The following is a 22,499-nucleotide window of genomic DNA, read 5'->3' on the forward strand; positions in this document are numbered from 1 at the left end:
TGTGTAATGGTAACTAAAGTACAAATTAGAAGTCAGTTTGATTTAATGAACGAATTAACTTTGAGGTTGATTGAAGAACTAAAAGAGTGTGAATTCTCCAAAGCGGAATATTATCAATTACCAGATGTAAGTAGTTTCGATGAGAGTAAAGTTCCAGAATCTATACTTGTTTCTAAAATCACTGGAGTACCTGCTCAAAAATCAATCCTAAACTCTTTTTCAGACATGTATAAAAAATCAGGATTAAGCAGTCGTGTTTTAAAAAGGCACCCTGGTTTGCTCGTTATTAAAAATGCAGATAAACAAGCTTTAAATAATCGTATAGCTCAAGTAAATAAAGCTAAAGCTACGTTTAAAGAATGTATTTTAGCTATTGATAGCAACGATGCTCGATTTGAAGCAGTTCACAATGCTATACCAAATTTAATAACGCTTGCTGCGTATCGTAAAATTCATAGTGAAAGCGAATCGCCATTTTCGGTTAGGTTTACTTGGATGCACAAACACGCAACTAAAACGCTGACTAAAAAAATGGCTCTCGAAATGCTCGACAAATCGGCCAGTTATCGAAATCCAAGAATGATAGATCAACAAAAATGGCAATCACTTGTAGCTCAAGAACAATTACGGGTTGCTAGTTTAGGCGAAAAGGAAAAACTTAGAATTCGCCGCCCTACTCGAGTGAGTCCACAGGTAAATGTGAGATATACGGCGCAAAATCGCTATCATGTGAGTGCTGCATTACCCTTTATTCTGATTAATCCAGAACCAGACGTAAAATTAGGTATATTACCTGATTATCAAAAACCCGATACTCACCCTCGTAAGCGCGAGTATGATTTTTTGGTTGATAGGTTATATTTAGAACAGGTTGAGCGGTAGTCATTATGTTAAAAAGGCCACACTATGTGGCCTTTTTAGTTATGCGTACAGTATTTAAAATGACGGTTATTATTTTTCTACTATTTCTTCAATTTTATCTTCATCAATCAGCACGGCATTTTCAACAATGCGTTTACCGCCTTGGATTTCAATGCGTTTATTGTGTTTGTTCAATGTAAGTATTTCATCGCAAAACTGATCAGACGGGTGCATTTCGTATGTGTAATCGATAATGTTACCGGTTTTGTCATCTTTAACGTTTGTAATGCTGTATTCTGATATTGCACCTTTTTCAATCAAATCTTTCATTGTGGTGGTCATATCACGACGAAGTGCTTTTAATTTATTTTCGGTAATATCATCAGTTGAATAAATAGATCCGTATTTTTCCATAATAGAAAGTAATCTAAAATGGTACGTTTTACCTGGTGCTGCATAACGCCAAAGGTGATACAAACGAAGCATCATCCAACGCGATAATCCACGTTTTAATTCTTGTGCGCTATTAAAGTAATACCCTTTGTATTCAAGGTTATCAATCATGTTATGAACAAATGCATTTAAACAGGCGACGCATTTTACATTGCCACCCTGACCTTTTTTGCCACTAAAATGCAGTGACGATAAAAAGTTCATGTTTGACTCGTAAAACGAATCATCTATATCAGAATTTTTAGTATCTGTTGCCGAATATTTAAATGAAAGTTTAGAACCTTGCAATGCTTCAAGTGACTCTTTTATTGCAGGATATGGCATTGACTGCCCTACCGCTTTGAGTTCTTGTGCTAATTCGTTCATAGAAAAAACAACCGCGTATTGAATACCGGATTTAAAATTAATTTTAACTATTTTGCCTTTAGAAGCTAAACGAATAAGTGCTCGCTCTACTTTTTCTTCTCTATCTGATGGCCAAACAAGGTATTCAACATCTTCGCCATCTTTGCGTGTACTTACAACAGCTGGCGTTATTTTTATTTCGCCATCGTACAAAATACCATCTACTTTTTCAGATATTTTACGCGTAATAATTGTTTTTTTAGGCGCTTCTTCAAGTGGCAATTTTTTATAGCCCGAGCGAACAAAGCGTCCCCACAAATCATAGTGATTAAACGTGTTTGAATATGCACGTAATCCATGTGCTGCATTTTCAATAGAAATTCGCACGTCTTTGTTGTCTGTAAATAGTGCTAAACTTTCGTTATCTATTGCACTTTCCACCCCGTGGATTTGGCCCCTAAGTGTATCGGGCAAGTTATCTACCGAGATGTTGACCTTTCGGCTCATTGTTCTTATTTCCATTTTTATTGCGACAGCTAATAACAACACATTAAGCAACAAAAGTTAAATGTTTAAGTTAGTATAAAAGTGATCTGACTTTAAATAAAACGTTTGGATCACTATTATACTAAGTAATGTACATTACTTACGATTTCAGATCATATTTATACTAACTGGACTATCACAAATCTAATTTTTACTAACTCAGCTGTTATTTTGTCCATTACAATGGCTTAATTTTAAAATTAAGCACGACAAATACACCAAAAAATATATTCCCCTGTGGATAAAGCCTTATCGAGTTAGAATAGATCTGATCTGTACCAAGTACAGATCAGATCTATACTAATTAAAAGCGTATTTTTATGTTGCGACTAGTGTATAACTTTATAATTTACTTAGTAAAAAACTGATCTGCAGGGCTCTTTTTGTTCATAACTTCATGCGTAACCTGTGCATAACTCTATATTTAAAATAGACCTTAGTAAAAAGCTGATCCGCAGGTAGATAAAGATCTGATCTTAACCAAGTATAAACCTGATCTGCTTTTTTAAACATTATTCATATAAATCATAATGTTATGTGCTAATTTTACACCCTTAACCTTTATTACCTTATATATTTAACCACCTTTAAACTTCTTTATTTATACTAAGCAATATTAAAGGTGTAAAAATATTTTTAGATGTCTTGTTTTTAAAATGCATGTCGTCTTAAATAGTTGTTTACAGCTATTTGAATGGACATTATACTAACTGCCTAACTTTGAGGAAGAAAGTATGTCTATCAACAATAACGCATTAAGTACCTATCGGCTTTTGAAAGCCACAGCTGAAGTTGCTGAAAAATCATTAGAAGGACGTATTCAGCACTACCGTGCCCATCTTAAATCAGAAGAAAAAGAATTAAGAACGTATACACAAAAAGCAGCTGCTGATTTATTAGGTTGTAATAATCGTACTTTAAAAAGACGTCATGATAATGGCGACTTCGATGATTTAAACATAAAACGCGGTGCTAACGGTCACTATGCTTACACATTAGTAAATATTTTTGCTATGGCCGATATTATGGACATTAAACCAGATCATCGTACTGGTGATGACAAACTGCAAGTTATTGTAATTAATTCTCTCAAAGGCGGCTGCGGTAAAACTACCAGTATGGTTAATATAGCGGCAGCGCTTGCAACTACAAATATTAAACGTTATCGCATTGGTATTATAGATTTAGACCCACAAGGCTCTTCTTCAAGCTTTTTTCCTTCAAGTGAGCACGACCCGATTACTGTTGGTGATTTAATGCGTGATTGCATAGATTTAGACGAGGGTGAAACATGGCCTGAATTTGTGTCTAACTCATTTTTACCAACGCATATCCCAAATATTCGTGTATTACCATCGGGTATGGATGACTTTTACTTTGAGCACGAAACGGCAACATTGCTCAAAGATACCTCAAATTATGAGCAAACTCGCCATTACCACAAGTTACTTGAGAAAGTAATTGATCCCGTTAAAGACGAGTTTGATATTATCTTAATTGACACAGCACCTACCCTTAACTTCATGTTTTATAATGCATTAATGGCCTCTACGGCGATGCTTATTCCTGTTCATCCGGAAGCTGTAGATTTTGATGCTAATAACAAATATTTAAAACGACTAGGTGAGATTTACCATACAGTTGCAGCACTTGGCCATGAGGGCTGGGACTTTATGCAATTTTTAGTGACCAACTATGTGAAAGGTAATCACTCACAGCGCGATATCGTCAAAGATGTTCGTAGTGCATTTGGTCGCCAAGTAATGAGCTACCCAATCAATCACAGCTCCGCGATTACCGCTAGTTCATCGTCTTTCAACACTATTTTTGATCAAAAAGCATCAGACAGCTTAGCAAGTCGTGAGTCATTAATGCGCGCTCAAGAAAATATTAAAGATGTGGTCGATGAGCTAGAAATGCTTATTCGTTCAAATTGGCAGTCAACTCAATCAACACTCAATACCCCTAAGTAAGGATGTTAAATAAAAATGGCTAAAAAACGTAAAAATGACACCCGCTTAGATCCATTTGCAACTGCTGTAGGCAGCAGTAGTCTTGATGCATTACTAGAACAAGCCAATGCTGGCGATGTAATTAGAATGCCTGCACCGAGTGACCCCGCTCGTCAAATTACGCTTGTTTGTAAAGTGATCGCACATGCTGATATTGAATCTACCACTGGTGTATATGGCAAAAATCGTCGTGTACAGGCACTTCTAAACGAAAAGTCAGTATCAGACATTCTTCCTGCAATTCGTGAGGATGGTCGAAATCAACATCCTGCCCTACTTTGGGATCAAGGTGACAAAAGTTTAGTTCTGGCAGGTTCACGTCGTCGTATGGCCTGTATTTTAGGTAACGCAGATTATTTAGTACTTAGTTCAAGCGATTTTACTGATCAAGATGCAAAAATTTTAGCGGTATCTTCAGATCAATACATTGCTCCTAGTTTATGGGAGCTTGGCCAAGCATACCAACAAACTAAAAATGAGCTTATTGAGCAAGGTAAAAAAGGATCTTACAGAGAGATTGCCGCGGTAGAAGGTGTATCGCATACTGCAATTGCAGATGCAATTAAAGCTTATGAGCAAATTCCTGCTGATGTCATTGCGCTTTACCCTACTGCTAATCACGTAGGTCGCGAAGTCGCTAAAAAGCTTGTTAGCGCAAAGGAGCGAGACGAAGAGGCGTTTAATCAACTTGTTAGTGCCCTTGCTAGTGATGAAGAGTTAAATGCGATTACAAGCGACGACAAGCGTGCAATGGCGATCACTAGATGCCTAACTTCAGAGCCACAAGTAGCTGTTAAGCGCGAAGCTGTACTAGAAAATAACTTCATATCGGTACAACGCAATTTAAAAAGCGGTGATGTCTCTATCAAAATTGATAATAAAGTAATGACAGACAAGCGCTTAGAGCAATTAACTAAGTTATTAAGTGCCTTTAATTAGTTAGTTAAATAATGATCTGTCAGGCATATTTACTTAGTTAAATAGTGATCTGGCAGATTGTTTTGTTAGTAAAAATCTGATCTTTACTAGCCTATTTCCTCTTTAAATAATCATATTCCTTCTTCAAGATCACTTTTTTACTAACTAATATCCTCTTTTTAGCTACATTCCTTCATTTATTATTATTGTTAGTAAAATCGTGATCTGTAATGCCTACTTTTATGTTTCTAACTATATGTAACTTCTACCATTGCAGTTGTTTTAAATATTATTTTGTAAAATTGGATGCTTATTTTTACTTACAAACCGATTTTTTACTAAGTTATCAGCTCCAACCAGTTTATATCTTGTTAATAGTGCTTTAGCTCAGAGCACATAAGGCATATACTGGCAGGATTATTTTTAAAATTTAATGCTTAGAGTGACATGTCTGCTAACTTATCAAAAAATGATTTAATGGCTATTTTTGAAGAAATTAAAAATGAGCAGGCTACCCAGTTTCCTCTGTCTGAACGCTTTATTAAAAAACTTTTCCGTGAAAATGTTTTAGATAAAGGCAAAGAATATTACAAGAAAGGTCAAATCACTTGGCTAGAACACACCCCTAATTTTTCTGTAGTCGACTCTACTGTACAAGTGGATAATGGATCATCGTTTAATCAACGTATTGAGATCAGTAAAGTACCAACTGGTTATTCTGTTGATACGCATTGTACGTGTAATGCAAAAACTAAATGCCGACACTTAGCTGCTATTTTATTTAAGCTCAAAATAGAGCACTCTGGTGAATATGGCGAAGATTACTTTATTAATGACTGGTTTAGCGAATTAAGCGCACTTAAAAGTGGTGATCAAAACACGCCATCGCAAGTATTATTATTTGTATTAGATATTGAAAATAACAAAGTATTCTTAACACCTAAAATAGCGAATGTTGAGACTAAAAAGAATTACACGCTAGGTCGAAACCTGACCGAGCAGCAGTTAAATAGTTTTGTAACGCCGAGTGACTTACTCGAAAGTGATTTTAGATTATTTAGTTGGATACGCTCACAAAATGCAGTGGGAAGTATTGAGCTAAAAGGCCTGTGGGGTTTTAGTGCCTTACAACAGTTGATAGCTACAGAACGCCTGTTTTTCCAGCGTTCTCGAGTGCCAATTAAGGCGCAATCGGGCCAAGCATTAAGTTTTAGTTGGGAGCAAGATAAAGATCTCTCACAATTAGTTATTAAGCTTGAGCAAACACAAAACTGGGCCTTATTAAAAACAACACCACCTACTTATCTCGATTTAGATCATTTAAAAGCGGGCCGTCTTCGCACCCCATTGAGTGCAGATGAAATAGCACATTTACAAACTATGCCTGCTTTGCATGACGCTAACTTTGATAGAATATATAAGCAGCTTGCCGATAACTTTGGTGCAGGTGTAATACCCCACCCTACTAATTTACAGCCAACATTGCCTAAAATCTCTAGTAATGCTGTTTTAAAAGTAACTATGGGCGATCAAGGTTTATCTCTTTCGTTGTTATTTAAGTATAAAAATAAAAACTATTTAGCAGGTGCAGCACCTGCAAGTACGATTAATAGTGCATTTGAAAATACTGTAACTAACGAACTAATTAACTTAGGATTTGAATTTTGTAAAGGGGGTTTACAAAGTGAACTGGTATTTACAAAGCAGTCTTCAATCCATTTGCATTGGCTAATATACGAAGTATTCCCTGGCTTTAAGCAACGTGGTTGGCAAGTAAGTGTAAGTAAAGTAACGAGTCCTAATCCGCAGTGTGAAGTTAGTTTACATGTACACCGCGCAGCAGGGCATCAAATGCACTGCAAAGTATTGCTATGTGATGCTAAAGCATCGCTGTTGTTTACTAATACTGACCCGCTATATCAGTCATTAAATCGCCAAAGTGAACTATTTTACTACTATCCGCTTGGTCGTGAATTTGGGGTTATCAATAAGTCAGCAATTAACTTATTAAATGAATTTAAAGAGCGTTTTGAATTTGTAAAAACACGAGACGAATTTAATATTCCGCTTTCGTATTTACCTGAATTAGTAAAGCACACTGCTATAAACGTAGAGCTTCACGACGACTCATTAGAGCTATACTTACAAGAGCTAAATAGTCCCGATAAAGCAATTACTAAGGTTTCATTACATGGCTTAAATGACTCAGTAACACTTCGTGAGTACCAACAGCAAGGTGTTGACTGGCTTAGCTTTTTAAAACGTCACCAATTAGGTGGTATTTTAGCTGATGACATGGGCCTGGGTAAAACCTTGCAAGTTATTGCATTTTTAGCCAGTACATTTAACCGCCCGCAAGCAGGCCCTACACTTATAGTGTGTCCAACTAGTTTGGTGAGTAACTGGAAAAACGAAATTATTAAGTTTGCTAAAAGCTTAAAAGTCACCACTATTTTTGGTTCAAATCGTAACGATCCTTTACAGCACTTAGCGCAAGCGCAGTGTATACTTACTACATATCCACTTTTAAAGCGTGATATTGCATATTATTCGCCATTATATTTTGAAAATATAATCCTCGACGAAGCACAATACATTAAAAACGATACCGCACAGGTTTCGCGATTAGTTAAACGCTTAAATGCCGACTTTAAACTTTGTTTAAGTGGTACTCCAATCGAGAATAATTTACTTGAGCTTAAATCGTTACTCGATTTTGCTATGCCATCGTTACTTGGGTCTCAAGCTCACTTTAAGCAGCACTTTCAAACGCCTATTGAGCGTGAAGCTGATATGGAGAGAGCTGAGCAGTTAAAAGCGTTAATTATGCCTTTTATAATGCGCCGCACTAAAGCACAAGTAGCGCAAGAGCTGCCTGAAAAAACAGAGCTAACTAAAGAGTTTGAGTTTGAGCCTAAGCAAAAAGAAATGTATCAAGGTATTACACGTTCATTAGAAGAGAAGCTAATAGACTTATTTGCCGAACAAGGCGCACAAAAAAGTAAACTTGCATTTTTAGAGGCACTTTTAAAGTTAAGGCAAATTTGTTGCCACCCTAAATTAATAGATCCAGACACTCAAGCAGGCTCTGCTAAGCTTGAATGGTTAACAACACACTTACCGCTTATGTTAAGTCTCGGTCGTAAAATTATTATATTTAGTCAGTTCACATCGGCACTTGATTTAATAGCCCAACGCCTCGAAGAAATAAACATTAACTTTAGTATGCTTACAGGCCAAACGCGCCACCGCGATAAAGTAATCGACGAGTTTACCAGTGGTAAAACATCAGTGTTTTTAATTAGCTTAAAAGCTGGCGGTACAGGCCTTAACCTTACACAAGCCGATACAGTTATTCACTTTGATCCATGGTGGAACCCTGCTGTAGAAAAACAAGCGACTGATAGAGCTTACCGTATTGGCCAAACTAACCCTGTATTTGTGTATAAGCTCATAATGAGTAATTCAATAGAGCAAAAAGTATTTAAAATGCAACAAGACAAACAGGCCCTTGTAGATGCGTTATTTACTGATAAATCAATGAGCTTTACAAAGTTTGATGAACAACAAATGTTATCGCTAATTAAAAACTAAATTGATTTAAAAAGTTTTGATCTTTTTATGAACTTAATTAAAAAGCGGACGTCTACTATTATGCTTGTTGGTTAATTGCAGTTAGCACAAGCATCATGTTGATTCCCCATTTAGTTACTAATTTTAGTAATGATTAAGCCAGCCCATTTTGAGTTGGCTTTTTTTATGCCTAAAATTTAGCGTTCGGCACTTATTTTAAAAGTTTTTACTTTTTTATGAACTTAATTAAAAAACGGACGTCTACTATTATGCTTGTTGATTAATTGCAGTTAATACAAGTTTTCATGTTGATTCCCCCCATTTAGTTACTAATTTTAGTAATGATTGAGCCAGCCCATTTTGAGTTGGCTTTTTTTATGCCTAAATTTAGCATTCAATTTTATTTTAAAAGTTTTGATCTTTTTATGAACTTAATTCAAAGAGCGGCGTCTACTATTATGCTTGTTGATTAATTGCAGTTAATACAGGTTTTATGTTGATTTCCCCCTATTTGATTACTAATTTTAGTAATGATTAAGCCAGTTCATTTTGAACTGGCTTTTTTTATGCGCATAATTTGATTTGTTTAAATCAACCCGAATAAAAATAAATGATCTTTCGTAAATTAATTTGAATTAATTATTTTGTTTTCCGGTCTACTCTAATGCCTGTTGTTATATAGCCTCACCCAGTAATATTAGTTATTTTGGTGATTATGTATTTAAGTTGCAGCTTACTCGGGCACATGTTGATTTTCCCTTTGATTACTTAATTTAGTAATATTTGACCAGCTTATTTTGAGCTGGTTTTTTTATGTCTGTAATTTCTTTGCTCCCCTACTTCTATTGCGTGTTATTGGTTATGATGGCATGTCTCTAAATTTTATAAGTTTATTTTATGCTCACTCAAGTACTCACTAATATTGATTGGCTAAGCGCCGGTGCTGGTGCTGGTGTTGCGTTAGGCGTTGTATTTTACGGCGTTGTATCAACACAGCTTCGCAAAAAGCTACATCTACAAATAAGCGAACAGCAGCAACAGCTTTCCCTATTACAAAATCAATTTGATAATAAAGAGCTGCAATATAGTGCCTTGCAAGAAGATCACGAACTGCTAGAACATACTCACCAAGAACAGCGCGATGAAGCCCAGCATTTTAAAACGCGTTTTAGCGAACAAGAAAAACAAAGCATTCAATACAATCACTTTTGGCGTAAAGCCGAAGGCGAGCTTGCAGCGCTTCGTGAGCAATATAATCAACGCGATGTTGAATATAATAATATGCGCACTACCCTCGAGCAAAAACAACAAAGCTTTACCGAGCAACTCGCGCAAATTGAGCAAAGTAAAAATATGCTCAAAAAAGAATTTGAAAACCTAGCCAATAAGATTCTAGAAGAAAAATCACAAAGCTTTAAAACCTTAAATCAAGAAAGCATTGAACAATTATTAAAACCGGTTCAAGGCGAGTTAAAAGGCTTTAGAGAAAAAATGGAATCAATACATGTTGAAGACATAAAACAACGAACCGCGCTTAAAACCGAGCTATTGCATTTGCAAGCTAAAAGCCAAGCTATAACAGATCAAGCCGACAAGCTCAGCAACGCGTTACAAGGGCAAAAGAAAACCCAAGGTAATTGGGGCGAACTCATGCTCGAAAACGTCTTAGATAGCGCTGGCTTACGTGCTGGCGTTGATTATAAGCGCGAAGTGTCGTTTAACACTGAAGATGGCCGCTTACGCCCTGATGTAGTTGTTTACTTACCACAAGGCCGCCACTTAGTCATTGATGCTAAAACATCATTAAATGCTTATACACGCTATGTGAACGCTGAAAATGAGCTAGATGCTAATCAAGCAATTAAAGAGCATGTAAACGCCGTTACAGCACGTATTAATGAGCTTGCGAGTAAATCGTACGACCGTTTACCAGGGCTTAATTCGCCTGAAGTTGTGGTTATGTTTGTACCAATAGAATCAGCTTTTGTAGAAGCACTTAAATATCAAAGTGATATTTACCAACAAGCAATCGAAAAAAATATACTGGTAGCTACACCTACTACCCTGCTTACTAGTTTAAATATTGTTAAACAGCTTTGGCGTTTTGAAGAGCAAACCAAATACTCAAAAGAGCTGGCAAATCGGGCTGAGCGTTTTTATAACAAGCTCAATGGTTTTTTATTAAGTATGGAAGGCGTTGGTAAGCAGCTTGATAAAGCGAAAGAAAGTTACGACAAAGCGTTCTCGCAATTATACCGCGGTAAAGGTAATTTAATTAAACAAGCATCAGAGTTTAAAGAGCTTGGTGTATCGGTACAAAAAGAGTTACCTAGTGAGAGCGTTGAACGTGCGCAGCTAGAGCTTGATTAGATTTATTAAGTGTTTTCAATTAAGTATGTTAAATAATGTACGTTAGAAACCAGAGGTGTTTATGAATAATAAGATTATAGGTATTGTTTTAATAGTTATAGGTATCGCTTTAATTATGTGGGGATATGACGTTTATGATGCGGCGGCTTCGCAGTTAAGCCGCGCATTTAGTGGTGATACACCAATAGAAGCATGGGTGGGTATTATTGGCGGTGCCATCTGTGTGTTAATTGGCATTAAAAAGCTTAAGTAACATAAATAAAATACAGCTTACTGGGGCTTGTTGACCTTTCAGGATAAAATGTGTTCAATCTAGGGGCTATTTAATCGCGGCGCGAGGTTTGTAATTTAGTGGGCTCGATAACTGCTCCTGCGTTATTCTAATGGCTTACATCCATGTAATAATAAGTAAAAACCGAGCTACAAAGAGTAAATTGCCCCTAGGCAGAACCCTTAGGGCAGCGCATGTTTGGCATTTATACTACGTTATCGTCTGTTTATGGGGAATAACCACACTACATAGACTCTGCCTTGCCTAAATACCAAACAGTCTGCTGCAAATTCAACCTCAAAAGATAAACAGGCCCTGAATAAGCTGTATTAGTTTATTTGTAATCCATCACTTCTAGTAATTCATTTAATTTACTTTCTGGCAGGCATTCGCCTTTATCCCAATAAGAGTTTAGTAACGCAGTTAAACTGCCAATACGCTGTGACTTTTTCTGCATTTTCTCAATCAAAATGTCAGCTTCTTTTTGTTTTTTTTCTAAACGTTCGATTATTACTGTGTGGTTTAGCTCGCCGTTTTCGTTACGTAATAAAGGTATTTCGTTGAGTGAAAAACCCAAGCTTTGTGAAAATTTAATTAATTGCAGTTTTTCTAAGTTTTGTTGGGTGTACAGCCTATAACCATTAGCACTGCGAGTGGTTGGTGTTAATAACCCTTTGCTTTCGTAAAAACGAATAGTGCTGGCAGGTATGTTGGTAAGTTTTGCAAGTTCGCCTATTTTCATAACTAATAATAACTCCACTTTACATAAACTTAGTAGGTTGACCTTCAAGCTAACTTTAAGGTTATAGTTGTTTTAATGTCAATTTAATTAGCCAATAATTATGCGCAACCCTGTGTTTACCTCCTTTACCTTGCCAAGTGGTTTAGTATTAAAAAATCGTATTGCCAAAGCCGCTATGGAAGAAAACCTAGCACAAGAGGACCAAACACCCTCCCAAGCACTTAAAAACGTTTATAGCGCATGGGCTAAAGGCGGTACAGGGCTAATTATTACTGGCAATGTAATGGTTGATCATTTAGCGATGACAGGCCCTGGTGGCCTTGTGCTTGAGCAAAGTACCGATATTACTGCCTTTGCCGAGCTTGCTCGTTTATCAAAGCAAAATAATTGCAAAGTGGTGATGCAAATTAATCACCCTGGTAGGCAAGTATTTAAAAAAATGGGTGGAAAGGCTCTATCAGCGTCAAGTATTGCACTTAATATGGGTAAGCACTCGCACTTATTTGGCGTACCAAAGGCAATGACGCAAACCGACATTGACGATGTTATTACCCGCTTTACACAAACTGCACTACAAGCCGAAAAAGCCGGTTTTAATGGCGTACAAATACATGCAGCGCATGGCTATTTACTTGCCCAGTTTTTATCGCCACTTACCAATAAGCGCGACGATAAATGGGGGGGAAGTTTACAAAATAGAGCCCGTTTACTTCTCGAAATAACCCGCAGTATTAAAGCGGTTTGTTCCCCGACCTTTTCGGTTTCAGTAAAGTTAAACTCTGCAGATTTTCAACGTGGTGGGTTCGAATCCAGTGACGCGCAAGTTGTAGTGGATTTATTGAATGAACTCAATGTTGATTTTGTAGAGCTTTCGGGTGGTAGCTACGAAGCCCCTGCCATGCAAGGTAAAACAGGTGACGAACGCACACTTGCCCGCGAAGCATACTTTTTAGAGTTTGCAAAAGCGATTAGCCACCGCTCATCAATCCCAATAATGACCACCGGCGGCATTAGTCGCTTATCTATTGCCAACAACGTGATTGAAAGTGGAGTGGCCCTCGTGGGTATTGCCACTGCGCTTGCATACCAACCAAATTTACCAAACAAATGGCAAAATGAGCCACTGCAACTAGCCGTATTACCCAGTGTTACTTGGCAAGATAAAACCCTCGCAGGGCTTGCCACTATGGCACTGGTAAAAAGGCAAATACGACGTATAGGCCAAGGCAAATCTGTAAAAACAAACGCTTCACCAATATTTACTTTAATTAGCGACCAGCTACGCTCGGTTAAATTAACTAAGCGTTACCGCAATCGCTTTGCTAGTGAGATTAACTAAGCTTTGGTATTCACTCTTTTTATGTATTCCGGTTTTGTTTACTAATTTTTACACTTGAATAAATGTAACCATTTTTATGTTGTGTAAATGAGTATTAAGGCGTGCACCAATTTGGAAGTTTGCTTTTTTATCAAGCTATTAAAGTGCACTATTTTGTGCATATTAAAGTACTGTACGAGTAAAGAAAATAATCATTCTAAAATGTTAATTAAAGTGCGCGTTCAGCGTTTGTTAATTTAGCTATCTTATTGAAAGTATTGACATTTATTGCTTTCCTCTCGCTTGAGTTTGGTTGGTATTTATACTAGTTTATAGCGTAGATATTTAACCTTACTCAAGGAGAATAGTTACATGGTATCTCGCAGAAATTTTATTAAAGCAGGCGCTGCTTTAAGTTTAGGCTCTATTTTTAGTGCTTCAGCTTTGGCTGAACAATTAAAAGTAAAAATGTCTAACGGCAGTGTTATGCAAACTAAAGGATCAATAGATAAAAGCGCTGCTCTGCCCACAAACGATGTTACTAACGCTAAGCATTACCGGCCTGAATCCAGAATGGGCTTAGGCGGTCTTGCCGCTGGGAATGGCTTTAATACTATATCAAGCGATGCAGAAATTTTAACAATGCTAAATGCAGCATGGGATTCTGGTATTCGTCATTTTGATACGTCACCTTTTTACGGCTTGAGTTTAAGTGAAAGGCGCTTCGGTGATTTACTTCGAAACAAAAAGCATGAAGATTATGTTTTATCCTCAAAAGTAGGTCGCCTTCTTACCCCTTCAGCAGAGCCTCTAGAAAATAGTTGGCATTGGGCTGATCACTCACCTTTTCATTATAAATATGATTACTCTGCATCAGGTACGCGTCGTTCAATAGAAGACACGTTACATCGTATTGGTGTCGCCTCACTTGATATTGTTTATATTCACGATTTATCACCGCAAAATAGTGATATGGGAGATGATTGGCTTAAGTATTTTGATCAGGCTGCAAAAGGGGCTATTCCTGAGTTAACTAAAATGCGTGATGAAGGAATAATTAAAGGCTGGGGTTTTGGAGTAAATACACCTCATGCTATTTATAAAGCGCTTGATATGTCAGACCCTGATATTTGCTTACTAGCGCTGCAATATTCAATTTTAGATCATAAGCAGGCACTTGATAAAACCTTTCCTATGCTTGATAAACGAGGTGTTTCAGCAGTCATTGGTGCTCCGCTTAATGGTGGTTTTTTAGCCGGTCGTAACCGCTTTAATTATTCACCTAAAATTCCTGGGCCTATGCAGCAAAAGTTTAATGCAATAAGCGACATTGCATCTAAACATGGGATTGATATTAAAACAGCTGCACTGCAATTCGCAGAGGCACCTTCAACGGTATCCTCAATTATTCCTGGCGCACGCACGGCAGAGCAAATTAAAGCTAATGTAGCCTCAATGAAAGTTACCATACCAAGCGAATTTTGGAGTGAATTGAAATCTAAACAGCTTATTGCAGAAAACGCGCCCATACCCACATAACAAAATAGGTGTGCCATTTGCTTGGCACACCTAGTTATAGTCAGTGTGGTTTATTTTTAAGCAACGCTTAGTAGTAAGTACATTGATTGTTGGGCATTTGTATAAGCGCAGCTTGCTGGCGTTTAAAAACGAAGTTTTTAAACTTAGTTATTAGGTAGTCAAAAGCATTATTACGTGCCTATTACATATTACGCGTATCGGTATCATGCTGCGCTTCATCCTAGTGGTGAGAGCGTGTGGAACATATTGAAAGGGCTAAATATATAAAGCAAAAAGTTACTGTAAACCCCCATTACAGTTAGCCGGTAAATAGTACAAATAGTAAATTAGCACTACTTAGTCAATTGAGCAGTGCTAATTGGTTTAATTAAAAGCCACATTTACCGTTATTTATTGCCATTGCGCTTTTGCCAAAACGATCTCAATACTCCACAGCGTTGCTTTTATAAACTTAAAAATATCAAGCACATTGCGATTTATTAACCCATCTTTTGTAAGGTTGGTACTTATCGTACAACACATTAAAAATATACGTGTATATGAGTATAAAAACTAAAAAGCCAGCTTCTAATGCTGTAGCGGCTAGCCATGTAATATTTAAATACCAAGCAAGTATTGGCAGCGTTATTACTAACATACCCAGCTCAAAGCCACATGCATGCGTAATGCGGGTTACTAAACCTCGCTCGATTCGGTTATGCCCAACTATTTTATCAAACACTATGTTGTAAATGTAGTTCCACAACATGGCAAAAATTGATAAACCAATACCTACAATTGCCATTTTTCCTGTTGCAAACCCACCAAAATAAACAGATGCAGGAACAATAATAAATAATGCAATCATCTCAAATATTAGGGCCTGAAAAATACGTTCTGCTGTGTTCATATATAAATAAGTTCTTTAGTGAATGACGAGACGGTTATTTTCATTCATTATTAAGATACATGTTAGTTAGCTAGTATCGGTAAAAGCGATATGTTTAGTATTGAACAACTTCAGGCATTTGTAGCTACCGTTGAGGCTGGATCGTTTTCGGCCGCAGCGCGTAGTTTAAGTAAAGCGCAGTCGGTAGTAAGTCAGCATATTATTAATTTAGAAATAGACTGTAATGCGACATTATTTGAGCGCACAGGGCGCTATCCACAATTAACCGAAGCCGGTAAACAGTTACTACCCCAGGCTAAGGCCGTGCTTAATCAACACCAGCGATTAACAAACTCTGCATTAGCACTAAACGAAAAAACACCAACCGAAATCACTATCGCACTTGACGAAGGGATCCCGTTTAAAACTATCGCGAGTATTATTAGCAAGCTGCAAAGTAAGTATTCTTACGTATCGCTTGAGTTTTTAAGTGCATCCAGCCATGACATAATTGACATGCTAAACAGCGAAAAGCCTATGACGGGTATTATTTTTAGTGAATTAAATATACCGAGTTACTTAGACTATGAATGTATTGGAACGGTAAAATTTGATTTATATGTTGCTAAGTCGCACCCTTTAGCGGGGATCAGATGTGAGAATATGGATGGTCTTCGGCTACATAGACAACTTCTTCTTCGTTCGCGCAATACACAAACAAGCAGCTTTCAGCTAAAAATTAGCCCAGAGATTTGGTATGCCGATAATTACTTTGTATTACTCGAGCTAGCAATACAAGGTAACGGGTGGTGCTTATTACCAAACCATGTAGCTCTAGATGCAGTACAAAGTGGTGAGCTGGTTAAACTTCCTCTTGAGTTTGAAAAAATGGGTTGGTTGGCTAATGTTGATGTATTACAGCATCAGCGGCATAGTAATCAAAAAGCGTTTAAAGCGCTTCGAAGTGTATTACGAGGGCTGTTATAAAATTTCTATTGTGGAATATTATTTCCATAATGATTGGGTTTTTTACCTCTTTTTTAACTGTGTCAATAAAGCCAAAATAGCGTCATTAACACAGCGTATTAAACGACGAGAGGCAAAACACATGAAAGCAATTGGATATCAACAAAACTTACCTGTTTCAAACGAGCTATCACTTCAAGACATCGAACTTGAAATGCCAACAGCACACGGCCACGATATTTTAGTGGAAGTAAAAGCAGTATCTGTTAATCCGGCTGATTTTAAAATTCGTGAATCAATGCCAGCGCCAGAAGGCGAATACAAAGTACTTGGCTTTGATGCTACAGGCGTTGTTAAATCTGTTGGCGAAAATGTGTCTTTATTTAAACCTGGCGACAAAGTTTGGTATGCCGGCGATGTAACGCGTTCAGGTAGTAATGCACAGTTTCAATTAGTTGATGAGCGTATTGTAGGTAAAATGCCAACGACGTTATCTAACTTTGAAGCCGCAGCGCTTCCTCTTACTAGCCTTACCGCATGGGAGTTGTTGTTTGATAGATTAAACGTAGCTGAAAATGATGATTCTAAAAGTATTTTAGTGATTGGTGCTGCCGGCGGTGTAGGCTCAATTATGGTGCAATTGTTAAAGCAGCGCACTAAGCTTAAAATTATTGCTACAGCGTCTCGCGCCGAAACCACGTCGTGGTTAGAGGATTTAGGTGCCGATACTATTATTAATCACCGTAATTTATTAAGTGAAGAGTTTGCAGCTAAAAATTTAGGTGAAGTAGATTATGTCGTTAGTTTAAATAACACTGCTCAACACTTGCCTGAAATAGTTAAAGTGATTAAGCCACAAGGTAAGTTTGCACTGATTGACGACCCTGAAACACTTGATATTGTGCCATTCAAAACCAAATGTGTGTCGGTACATTGGGAGCTTATGTTTACTCGTTCATTATTTAAAACAGACGATATGCAAGAGCAACACGTTATTTTAAATAACGTAGCGACGATGATTGACGAAGGCCTGATTAAAACAACATTTGGTGAGCATTTAGGCACTATTAACGCCGTTAATTTACGTAAAGCGCATCAGCATCTTGAAACGCAAACGGCTAAAGGTAAAGTTGTTTTAGAGGGCTTTTAAATAACCACTTTATAAGTATATTTTGAGTACACAAAAAAGCCCCTAACGGGGCTTTTTTATATCTGCTATTTGTATAACTGTTTGTAATTAGGCATATGTTCAACCCAAAATGGCGGTGTACCAATATACTCTTGCACGGTTTTAATAAACTCACTTACCAATGGGGTTTGTTTACGATGAGGGTAAAGCGCGTAAATACCTGTGCCCATAGTTGATAGTTTATAATTAGTTAAAAGCGGCACAAGGCCCATTTTATCAATAGGTTCTTCTAGATTAAATAAATCGAGCATTACATACCCAAGCCCTGCTTTTACTGCATCGACCATAGCGCGTACATCACTCACTTTGTAATTGCCTTTCATTTTATGTATTTTTTGCTCATCACCATGAGGCTCAGTGCTTAACTTAACTTGGTCGAGACTTACATCGCCATTGCCATAAATAATAGCGGGTAAAGCTAATAAATCTTCTGGCGTGCTTGGCATTCCGTGCTTTTTTATAAAATCATGTGATGCAACAAGCGCAAAGTGCATATTAGCAATTTTTCTAGCCATTAAATTAGAGTCGTTTAGTTTGCCTATTCTAAAGGCTAAATCGTAATGATCGGCAATAATATCGTTACGCTTATCGTCAAGCATCAAGGTTATTTTTACCTCAGGATACTTTTGCATAAATATATTAATAGCGGGCTGAATATACTGCTGACCAAAAAACATACCGGAGGTAATGCGCAAAATACCTTTTGGCTTTGCCTGATACGAGTCGGCTATGCTATGGATATCAGAAAGTGTATCGATAAGAATATGCGCTTGCGTTAAAATTTCCTCTCCTGCTGAGGTGAGCGAAAACGAGCGCGTAGAACGATTTAACAATTGCACACCTAAACTGGTTTCGAGTTTTTTAATTTGTTTAGACAGCGACGAATTATCCATATCATGCAGTGCTGCGGCTTTGGCAAATGAGCCTTTTTGCACTACATCTACAAATAACGTTAATTGATTAGTTATCGACATATCACTCTCCTAAATCCCAGTAAGGTGTATCGCCATAATAGCCACTTGCAAAATCAACAAACGCACGTACTTTACTGGGTAAAAACTGTCTGTTTGCATACACCATGTAAAGCCCCATTGGCTCGGGTTCATAGTCTTTTAAAATGCGCACTACTTTACCTTGAGCCAGTGCTTCCCCTGCTATAAATGTTGGCTGCATAGCAATACCACCACCCGCAATGGCTGTATTTAGTAGCAAATCACCATTGTTAGCCACAAAGTTACTTTCAAGCTTTAGCTCGCTTTTTAGCTCATTAACCCCAAATAATCGCTTTGTGGGCTCGCTGTGGGAATAGCGTAAATAATTATGTGACTGTAAATCTAAAAGCGTTTGTGGCGTGCCATGGCGTTTTAAATAGTCGGGTGACGCAAACACCGCTAGGTGTATAGGTGCAATTTTTTTAGCTATCAACGTTGAGTTTTTTAATACGCCAATGCGCAGAGCAATATCAATACCCTGCTCTACTATGTCTACATATTGGTCGGTGAGCCGTAAATCTAACTTTAAATTTGGATACTGCTTTTGAAAATCAACTAGCAAGCCTGCTAAATGCTTTGTACCAAACGACATAGGCGCACTAATACTAAGCACACCCGATACATTTTCGCTTAAGTTATTGAGGGAGTTTTCCATGTCTTCAATATCAATAACCACCTGCTGACAACGCTGATAATACTGATTTCCAGCCTCTGTAACACTTACTTTTCGCGTTGTACGGTGTAATAAACGTGTGCGTAGATTATCTTCCAGCGCAGAAATATATTTGCTGACTAACTGCGGCGAAATATCGAGTTTATCGGCCGCTTTTGAAAATGATCCTTCTTGCACAACGGCTAAAAAGGTCTTCATGGTGGTGAGCTTATCCATTTTTTAACAATGCCTTGTTGATAATGTATAAATAAGTATCATATTTATCGTCAAATTAGAAACTTATATAGTGTTTATAACACGTTTATTTGTTTAAGGTTTTAGTATGACTCAGCCAGCTTTATTTATATCTCACGGCTCGCCAATGATGGCTGTTCAGCAATCGGCTACGTCAGATTTTCTTGCATCATTAGGTCAAACGCTTAGTAAACCACGTGCTATTGTGGTTTTTTCTGCCCACTTTGATGAAGCGCACGATATAGTTATTACATCAGGAGATACGCCGCATACTATTCACGACTTTTATAACTTCCCCAAGCCCCTATATGAAATTCAATACCCAGCACCAGGAGACCCTAAGCTTGCTAATACTATTAGTGAGCACTTTTACAAAGCGGGTATTAAAACGGTGCAAAGTGCAGATCAAGGGTGGGATCATGGTGTGTGGATCCCGCTGCGCTTAATGTACCCAGCAGCTAATATTCCCATTGTTCAGGTGTCTATTAACACGCGTTTAGGCGCTCAGGCGATGTATAAATACGGACAGTTACTTGCACCACTGCGCAGCGATAACGTATTAATTATTGGCTCAGGCGGTATTAGTCACAATCTACGTGAAATATTTAAAAGCCCTGCTACACCTAATCGTGTTCAAATGGTTAATGAGTTTACTTATTGGGTTGAGCAAAAATTAATAGCGCAAAACACCCAGGCGTTACTTAGCTATTTAAATGAAGCACCCCATGCTTTATTTAATCACCCTACCCAGGAGCACTTTTTACCTCTTTTTGCAGCGCTTGGAAGTAGTGACGGTAAAGCCAAAAAAATACATGAAGATATAGAAATGGATATTTTAGCACTCGATGCTTATAAGTTTTATTAATTTGAGCGTTCGTTCAAATTAAGTTAAGCTGTAAGCAAGTACTCTAAAACCAACTTCATTTATTTTATTGCGGAGCAAACATGGCAACTACACTTGCATTTGACGTATACGGTACGCTAATAAACACTCACGGCGTACTGTCCTTACTCGACGACATGATTGGCGATAACGCCCAAGCATTTTCAAATACATGGCGCGAAAAGCAATTAGAGTATTCATTTAGACGTGGATTAATGCAAAATTATATTCCTTTCTCGCTATGTACAAAACACGCACTCGATTACGCCTGCTTAGCGCACAAAACCGAGCTAAGTGAAGATCAAAAGGGGCAACTGCTAGAGCTTTATAAAACGCTTCCTGCGTTCGATGATGTAAAAGCAGGCCTTGAGCAATTAAAAGCGAAAGATTACCGTTTGTTTGCATTTTCAAACGGCGCTGCCGACGCAGTTCATACCTTATTAGAAACCGCTGGCATTAGTGAGCTTTTTGAAGGGGTAGTAAGTGCCGACGACGTTAAAACCTTTAAACCAAACCCAGGGGTTTATAGCCACTTTTTACGCGAAACCAATTCAACAGGCGCAAACACGTGGCTTGTATCAAGTAACCCGTTTGATGTAACCGGTGCCATATCGCACGGTATGCGAGCGGCGTGGATTCAACGATCTAAAGATTCAATTTTTGATCCGTGGGAAATACAGCCAAATACTATTGCAACCGATTTACTCGATTTAAAAGCAAAATTAGAAAGCGTTAACTAATTTTCTATTCCCCCTTTTGCTTATGGTATTAAGTGCCGTGGGTGTAAAGGGGGTTTACGTTTTAACTATTTACTCCCGCCTTTATTAGCTCAATCACTGTATTCATACGTTTTGCCAACGGCCTATTTCGGTGATGGCACACATAAATAGATTCACTAACCGGACATTTTAAATGATGTGTTTTTATAAGTAGTGGTTTATTGAATGCGCCAACAGCATGAGCAGGTAATACCGTAAAACTCAGCCCTAAGCTTACAGGTTCTAGTATCAAACTAATTTGGTTAGAAAATCCCGTACGTCTTATTTGGTCAATATGCTCAAACTCACTGTAGTTTTCGCTTAGTAGTAGCTGCGCATGATGGCTTGCATCGGGGTGAGCAATAAACCCTAGCTCACACAGGGTTTGCCAATTAGGCATGTTTATACCTGCAGGCGTTACAAGTAGTAGTGGCTCTTGGCTTATTTTATGGCTGGTTAGTTCGCTAAATGTTGGAGCTTGAGTTAAAAACCCAATGTCGGCACTGTGGTTTGCTACAGCTTGTTCAACACTTACATTGGGCGCAAAGCGGTAATCAATAATTAGTTCTTTATGCTCAGATTGCAGTGCTAATAATTGATTATAAAACTTTAAACCACAACTGCCCGGAGATTGAATCTTTACCGCTCCGCTGTACGGCGAATCATCTTTTAATTGTTGTTCTAAAAATTGCCAATCTTTAAGAAGTAGGCTGCCCTGCTGATATAAGTTTTGGCCCTGAGGAGTAAGAGAAAACTGCTTACCATGGCGCTCAAGTAAAGCGCAGTTAACTTGCTGCTCTAGCTTTTTAATATGCTGACTTACGCCAGACTGGGTCATATAAAGGCGCTCAGCTGTTTGGGTAAAGTGATTTACTTCAACCAAAGTGCAAAAGGTGTTTAGCCATGTTGGATTTATCATTACAAAATGTACTCAAAATGATGATTAATGATAATTTTACTTAATATGTAGCGGTTCGTAAACTAACTC

18 protein-coding genes are annotated in these 22,499 nt (G+C 37.8%); 12 read left to right on the plus strand and 6 right to left on the minus strand.

The features are described 5' to 3' along the window. The first annotated feature begins 6 nt into the window (after positions 1 to 6). The gene (locus I6F48_RS05425) at positions 7 to 882 is read left to right on the plus strand and encodes a DNA replication terminus site-binding protein (protein ID WP_197118996.1); all 876 of its coding nucleotides are present in this window, start codon (positions 7 to 9) and stop codon (positions 880 to 882) included. 69 nt (positions 883 to 951) lie between these two features. On the opposite strand, the gene I6F48_RS05430 is transcribed toward I6F48_RS05425, so the two are convergent. After that, positions 952 to 2,166 (minus strand): hypothetical protein, encoded by a 1,215-nt coding sequence (locus I6F48_RS05430; RefSeq protein WP_024591590.1) that lies wholly within the window; start codon positions 2,164 to 2,166, stop codon positions 952 to 954. A 773-nt stretch (positions 2,167 to 2,939) separates the two neighbouring features. On the opposite strand from I6F48_RS05430, the gene I6F48_RS05435 reads away from it, so the two are divergent. From I6F48_RS05435 to I6F48_RS05455, 5 genes are all read left to right on the plus strand, one after another. Further along, on the plus strand, positions 2,940 to 4,178 hold the full coding sequence (locus tag I6F48_RS05435; RefSeq protein WP_007583176.1) for an AAA family ATPase: 1,239 nt from the start codon (positions 2,940 to 2,942) through the stop codon (positions 4,176 to 4,178). Between the two features lie 15 nt (positions 4,179 to 4,193). Then, the gene (locus I6F48_RS05440) at positions 4,194 to 5,156 is read left to right on the plus strand and encodes a transcriptional regulator (protein WP_165727943.1); all 963 of its coding nucleotides are present in this window, start codon (positions 4,194 to 4,196) and stop codon (positions 5,154 to 5,156) included. Between the two features lie 426 nt (positions 5,157 to 5,582). Continuing rightward, entirely contained in the window at positions 5,583 to 8,729 is a 3,147-nt protein-coding gene (locus I6F48_RS05445; RefSeq protein ID WP_197118997.1) for a DEAD/DEAH box helicase, read from the plus strand. 876 nt (positions 8,730 to 9,605) lie between these two features. Then, positions 9,606 to 11,078 carry a DNA recombination protein RmuC gene (rmuC, locus tag I6F48_RS05450; RefSeq protein WP_197118998.1) on the plus strand — a complete coding sequence of 491 codons (1,473 nt, stop codon included), beginning with the start codon at positions 9,606 to 9,608 and terminating at the stop codon, positions 11,076 to 11,078. A gap of 61 nt (positions 11,079 to 11,139) precedes the next feature. Beyond that, positions 11,140 to 11,331 (plus strand): DUF3185 family protein, encoded by a 192-nt coding sequence (locus I6F48_RS05455; protein WP_197118999.1) that lies wholly within the window; start codon positions 11,140 to 11,142, stop codon positions 11,329 to 11,331. Between the two features lie 352 nt (positions 11,332 to 11,683). On the opposite strand, the gene I6F48_RS05460 is transcribed toward I6F48_RS05455, so the two are convergent. Beyond that, a complete protein-coding gene (locus I6F48_RS05460) occupies positions 11,684 to 12,091 on the minus strand; it encodes a MerR family transcriptional regulator (RefSeq protein ID WP_165739552.1) in 408 nt (135 codons plus the stop codon). 100 nt (positions 12,092 to 12,191) lie between these two features. Here I6F48_RS05460 and I6F48_RS05465 point away from each other — a divergent pair, with 100 nt between their 5' ends. Continuing rightward, positions 12,192 to 13,430, plus strand: a complete 1,239-nt coding sequence (locus I6F48_RS05465; protein ID WP_165727939.1) for an NADH:flavin oxidoreductase/NADH oxidase family protein — start codon at positions 12,192 to 12,194, stop codon at positions 13,428 to 13,430. Between the two features lie 351 nt (positions 13,431 to 13,781). Beyond that, positions 13,782 to 14,948 (plus strand): aldo/keto reductase, encoded by a 1,167-nt coding sequence (locus tag I6F48_RS05470; RefSeq protein WP_165727938.1) that lies wholly within the window; start codon positions 13,782 to 13,784, stop codon positions 14,946 to 14,948. A 460-nt stretch (positions 14,949 to 15,408) separates the two neighbouring features. Here I6F48_RS05470 and I6F48_RS05475 read toward each other — a convergent pair whose 3' ends face one another. Continuing rightward, positions 15,409 to 15,837, minus strand: a complete 429-nt coding sequence (locus I6F48_RS05475; RefSeq protein WP_165727937.1) for a PACE efflux transporter — start codon at positions 15,835 to 15,837, stop codon at positions 15,409 to 15,411. Between the two features lie 90 nt (positions 15,838 to 15,927). Here I6F48_RS05475 and I6F48_RS05480 point away from each other — a divergent pair, with 90 nt between their 5' ends. Together I6F48_RS05480 and I6F48_RS05485 are read left to right on the plus strand one after the other, a co-directional pair. Beyond that, positions 15,928 to 16,803, plus strand: coding sequence for a LysR family transcriptional regulator (locus tag I6F48_RS05480; RefSeq protein ID WP_197119000.1), 876 nt, complete (start codon positions 15,928 to 15,930; stop codon positions 16,801 to 16,803). Positions 16,804 to 16,924: 121 nt separating this feature from the next. Continuing rightward, positions 16,925 to 17,932: a zinc-binding alcohol dehydrogenase family protein gene (locus I6F48_RS05485; protein ID WP_166376679.1), complete on the plus strand. Its 1,008-nt coding sequence runs from the start codon at positions 16,925 to 16,927 to the stop codon at positions 17,930 to 17,932. A 65-nt stretch (positions 17,933 to 17,997) separates the two neighbouring features. On the opposite strand, the gene I6F48_RS05490 is transcribed toward I6F48_RS05485, so the two are convergent. After that, positions 17,998 to 18,945: a LysR family transcriptional regulator gene (locus tag I6F48_RS05490; protein ID WP_166376680.1), complete on the minus strand. Its 948-nt coding sequence runs from the start codon at positions 18,943 to 18,945 to the stop codon at positions 17,998 to 18,000. Between the two features lies 1 nt (position 18,946). Beyond that, entirely contained in the window at positions 18,947 to 19,852 is a 906-nt protein-coding gene (locus tag I6F48_RS05495) for a LysR family transcriptional regulator (RefSeq protein WP_197119001.1), read from the minus strand. 106 nt (positions 19,853 to 19,958) lie between these two features. Here I6F48_RS05495 and I6F48_RS05500 point away from each other — a divergent pair, with 106 nt between their 5' ends. Together I6F48_RS05500 and I6F48_RS05505 are read left to right on the plus strand one after the other, a co-directional pair. Then, the gene (locus I6F48_RS05500) at positions 19,959 to 20,735 is read left to right on the plus strand and encodes a DODA-type extradiol aromatic ring-opening family dioxygenase (RefSeq protein WP_165727934.1); all 777 of its coding nucleotides are present in this window, start codon (positions 19,959 to 19,961) and stop codon (positions 20,733 to 20,735) included. 80 nt (positions 20,736 to 20,815) lie between these two features. Next, complete coding sequence (locus I6F48_RS05505) at positions 20,816 to 21,493, plus strand: haloacid dehalogenase type II (protein WP_024591580.1); 678 nt, start codon at positions 20,816 to 20,818, stop codon at positions 21,491 to 21,493. Positions 21,494 to 21,554: 61 nt separating this feature from the next. Here I6F48_RS05505 and I6F48_RS05510 read toward each other — a convergent pair whose 3' ends face one another. Continuing rightward, on the minus strand, positions 21,555 to 22,430 hold the full coding sequence (locus I6F48_RS05510; protein ID WP_197119002.1) for a LysR family transcriptional regulator: 876 nt from the start codon (positions 22,428 to 22,430) through the stop codon (positions 21,555 to 21,557). Positions 22,431 to 22,499 lie beyond the last annotated feature (69 nt).

It is taken from the genome of Pseudoalteromonas sp. SWYJ118, assembly GCF_015864505.1.
Lineage (GTDB): Bacteria > Pseudomonadota > Gammaproteobacteria > Enterobacterales > Alteromonadaceae > Pseudoalteromonas > Pseudoalteromonas arctica.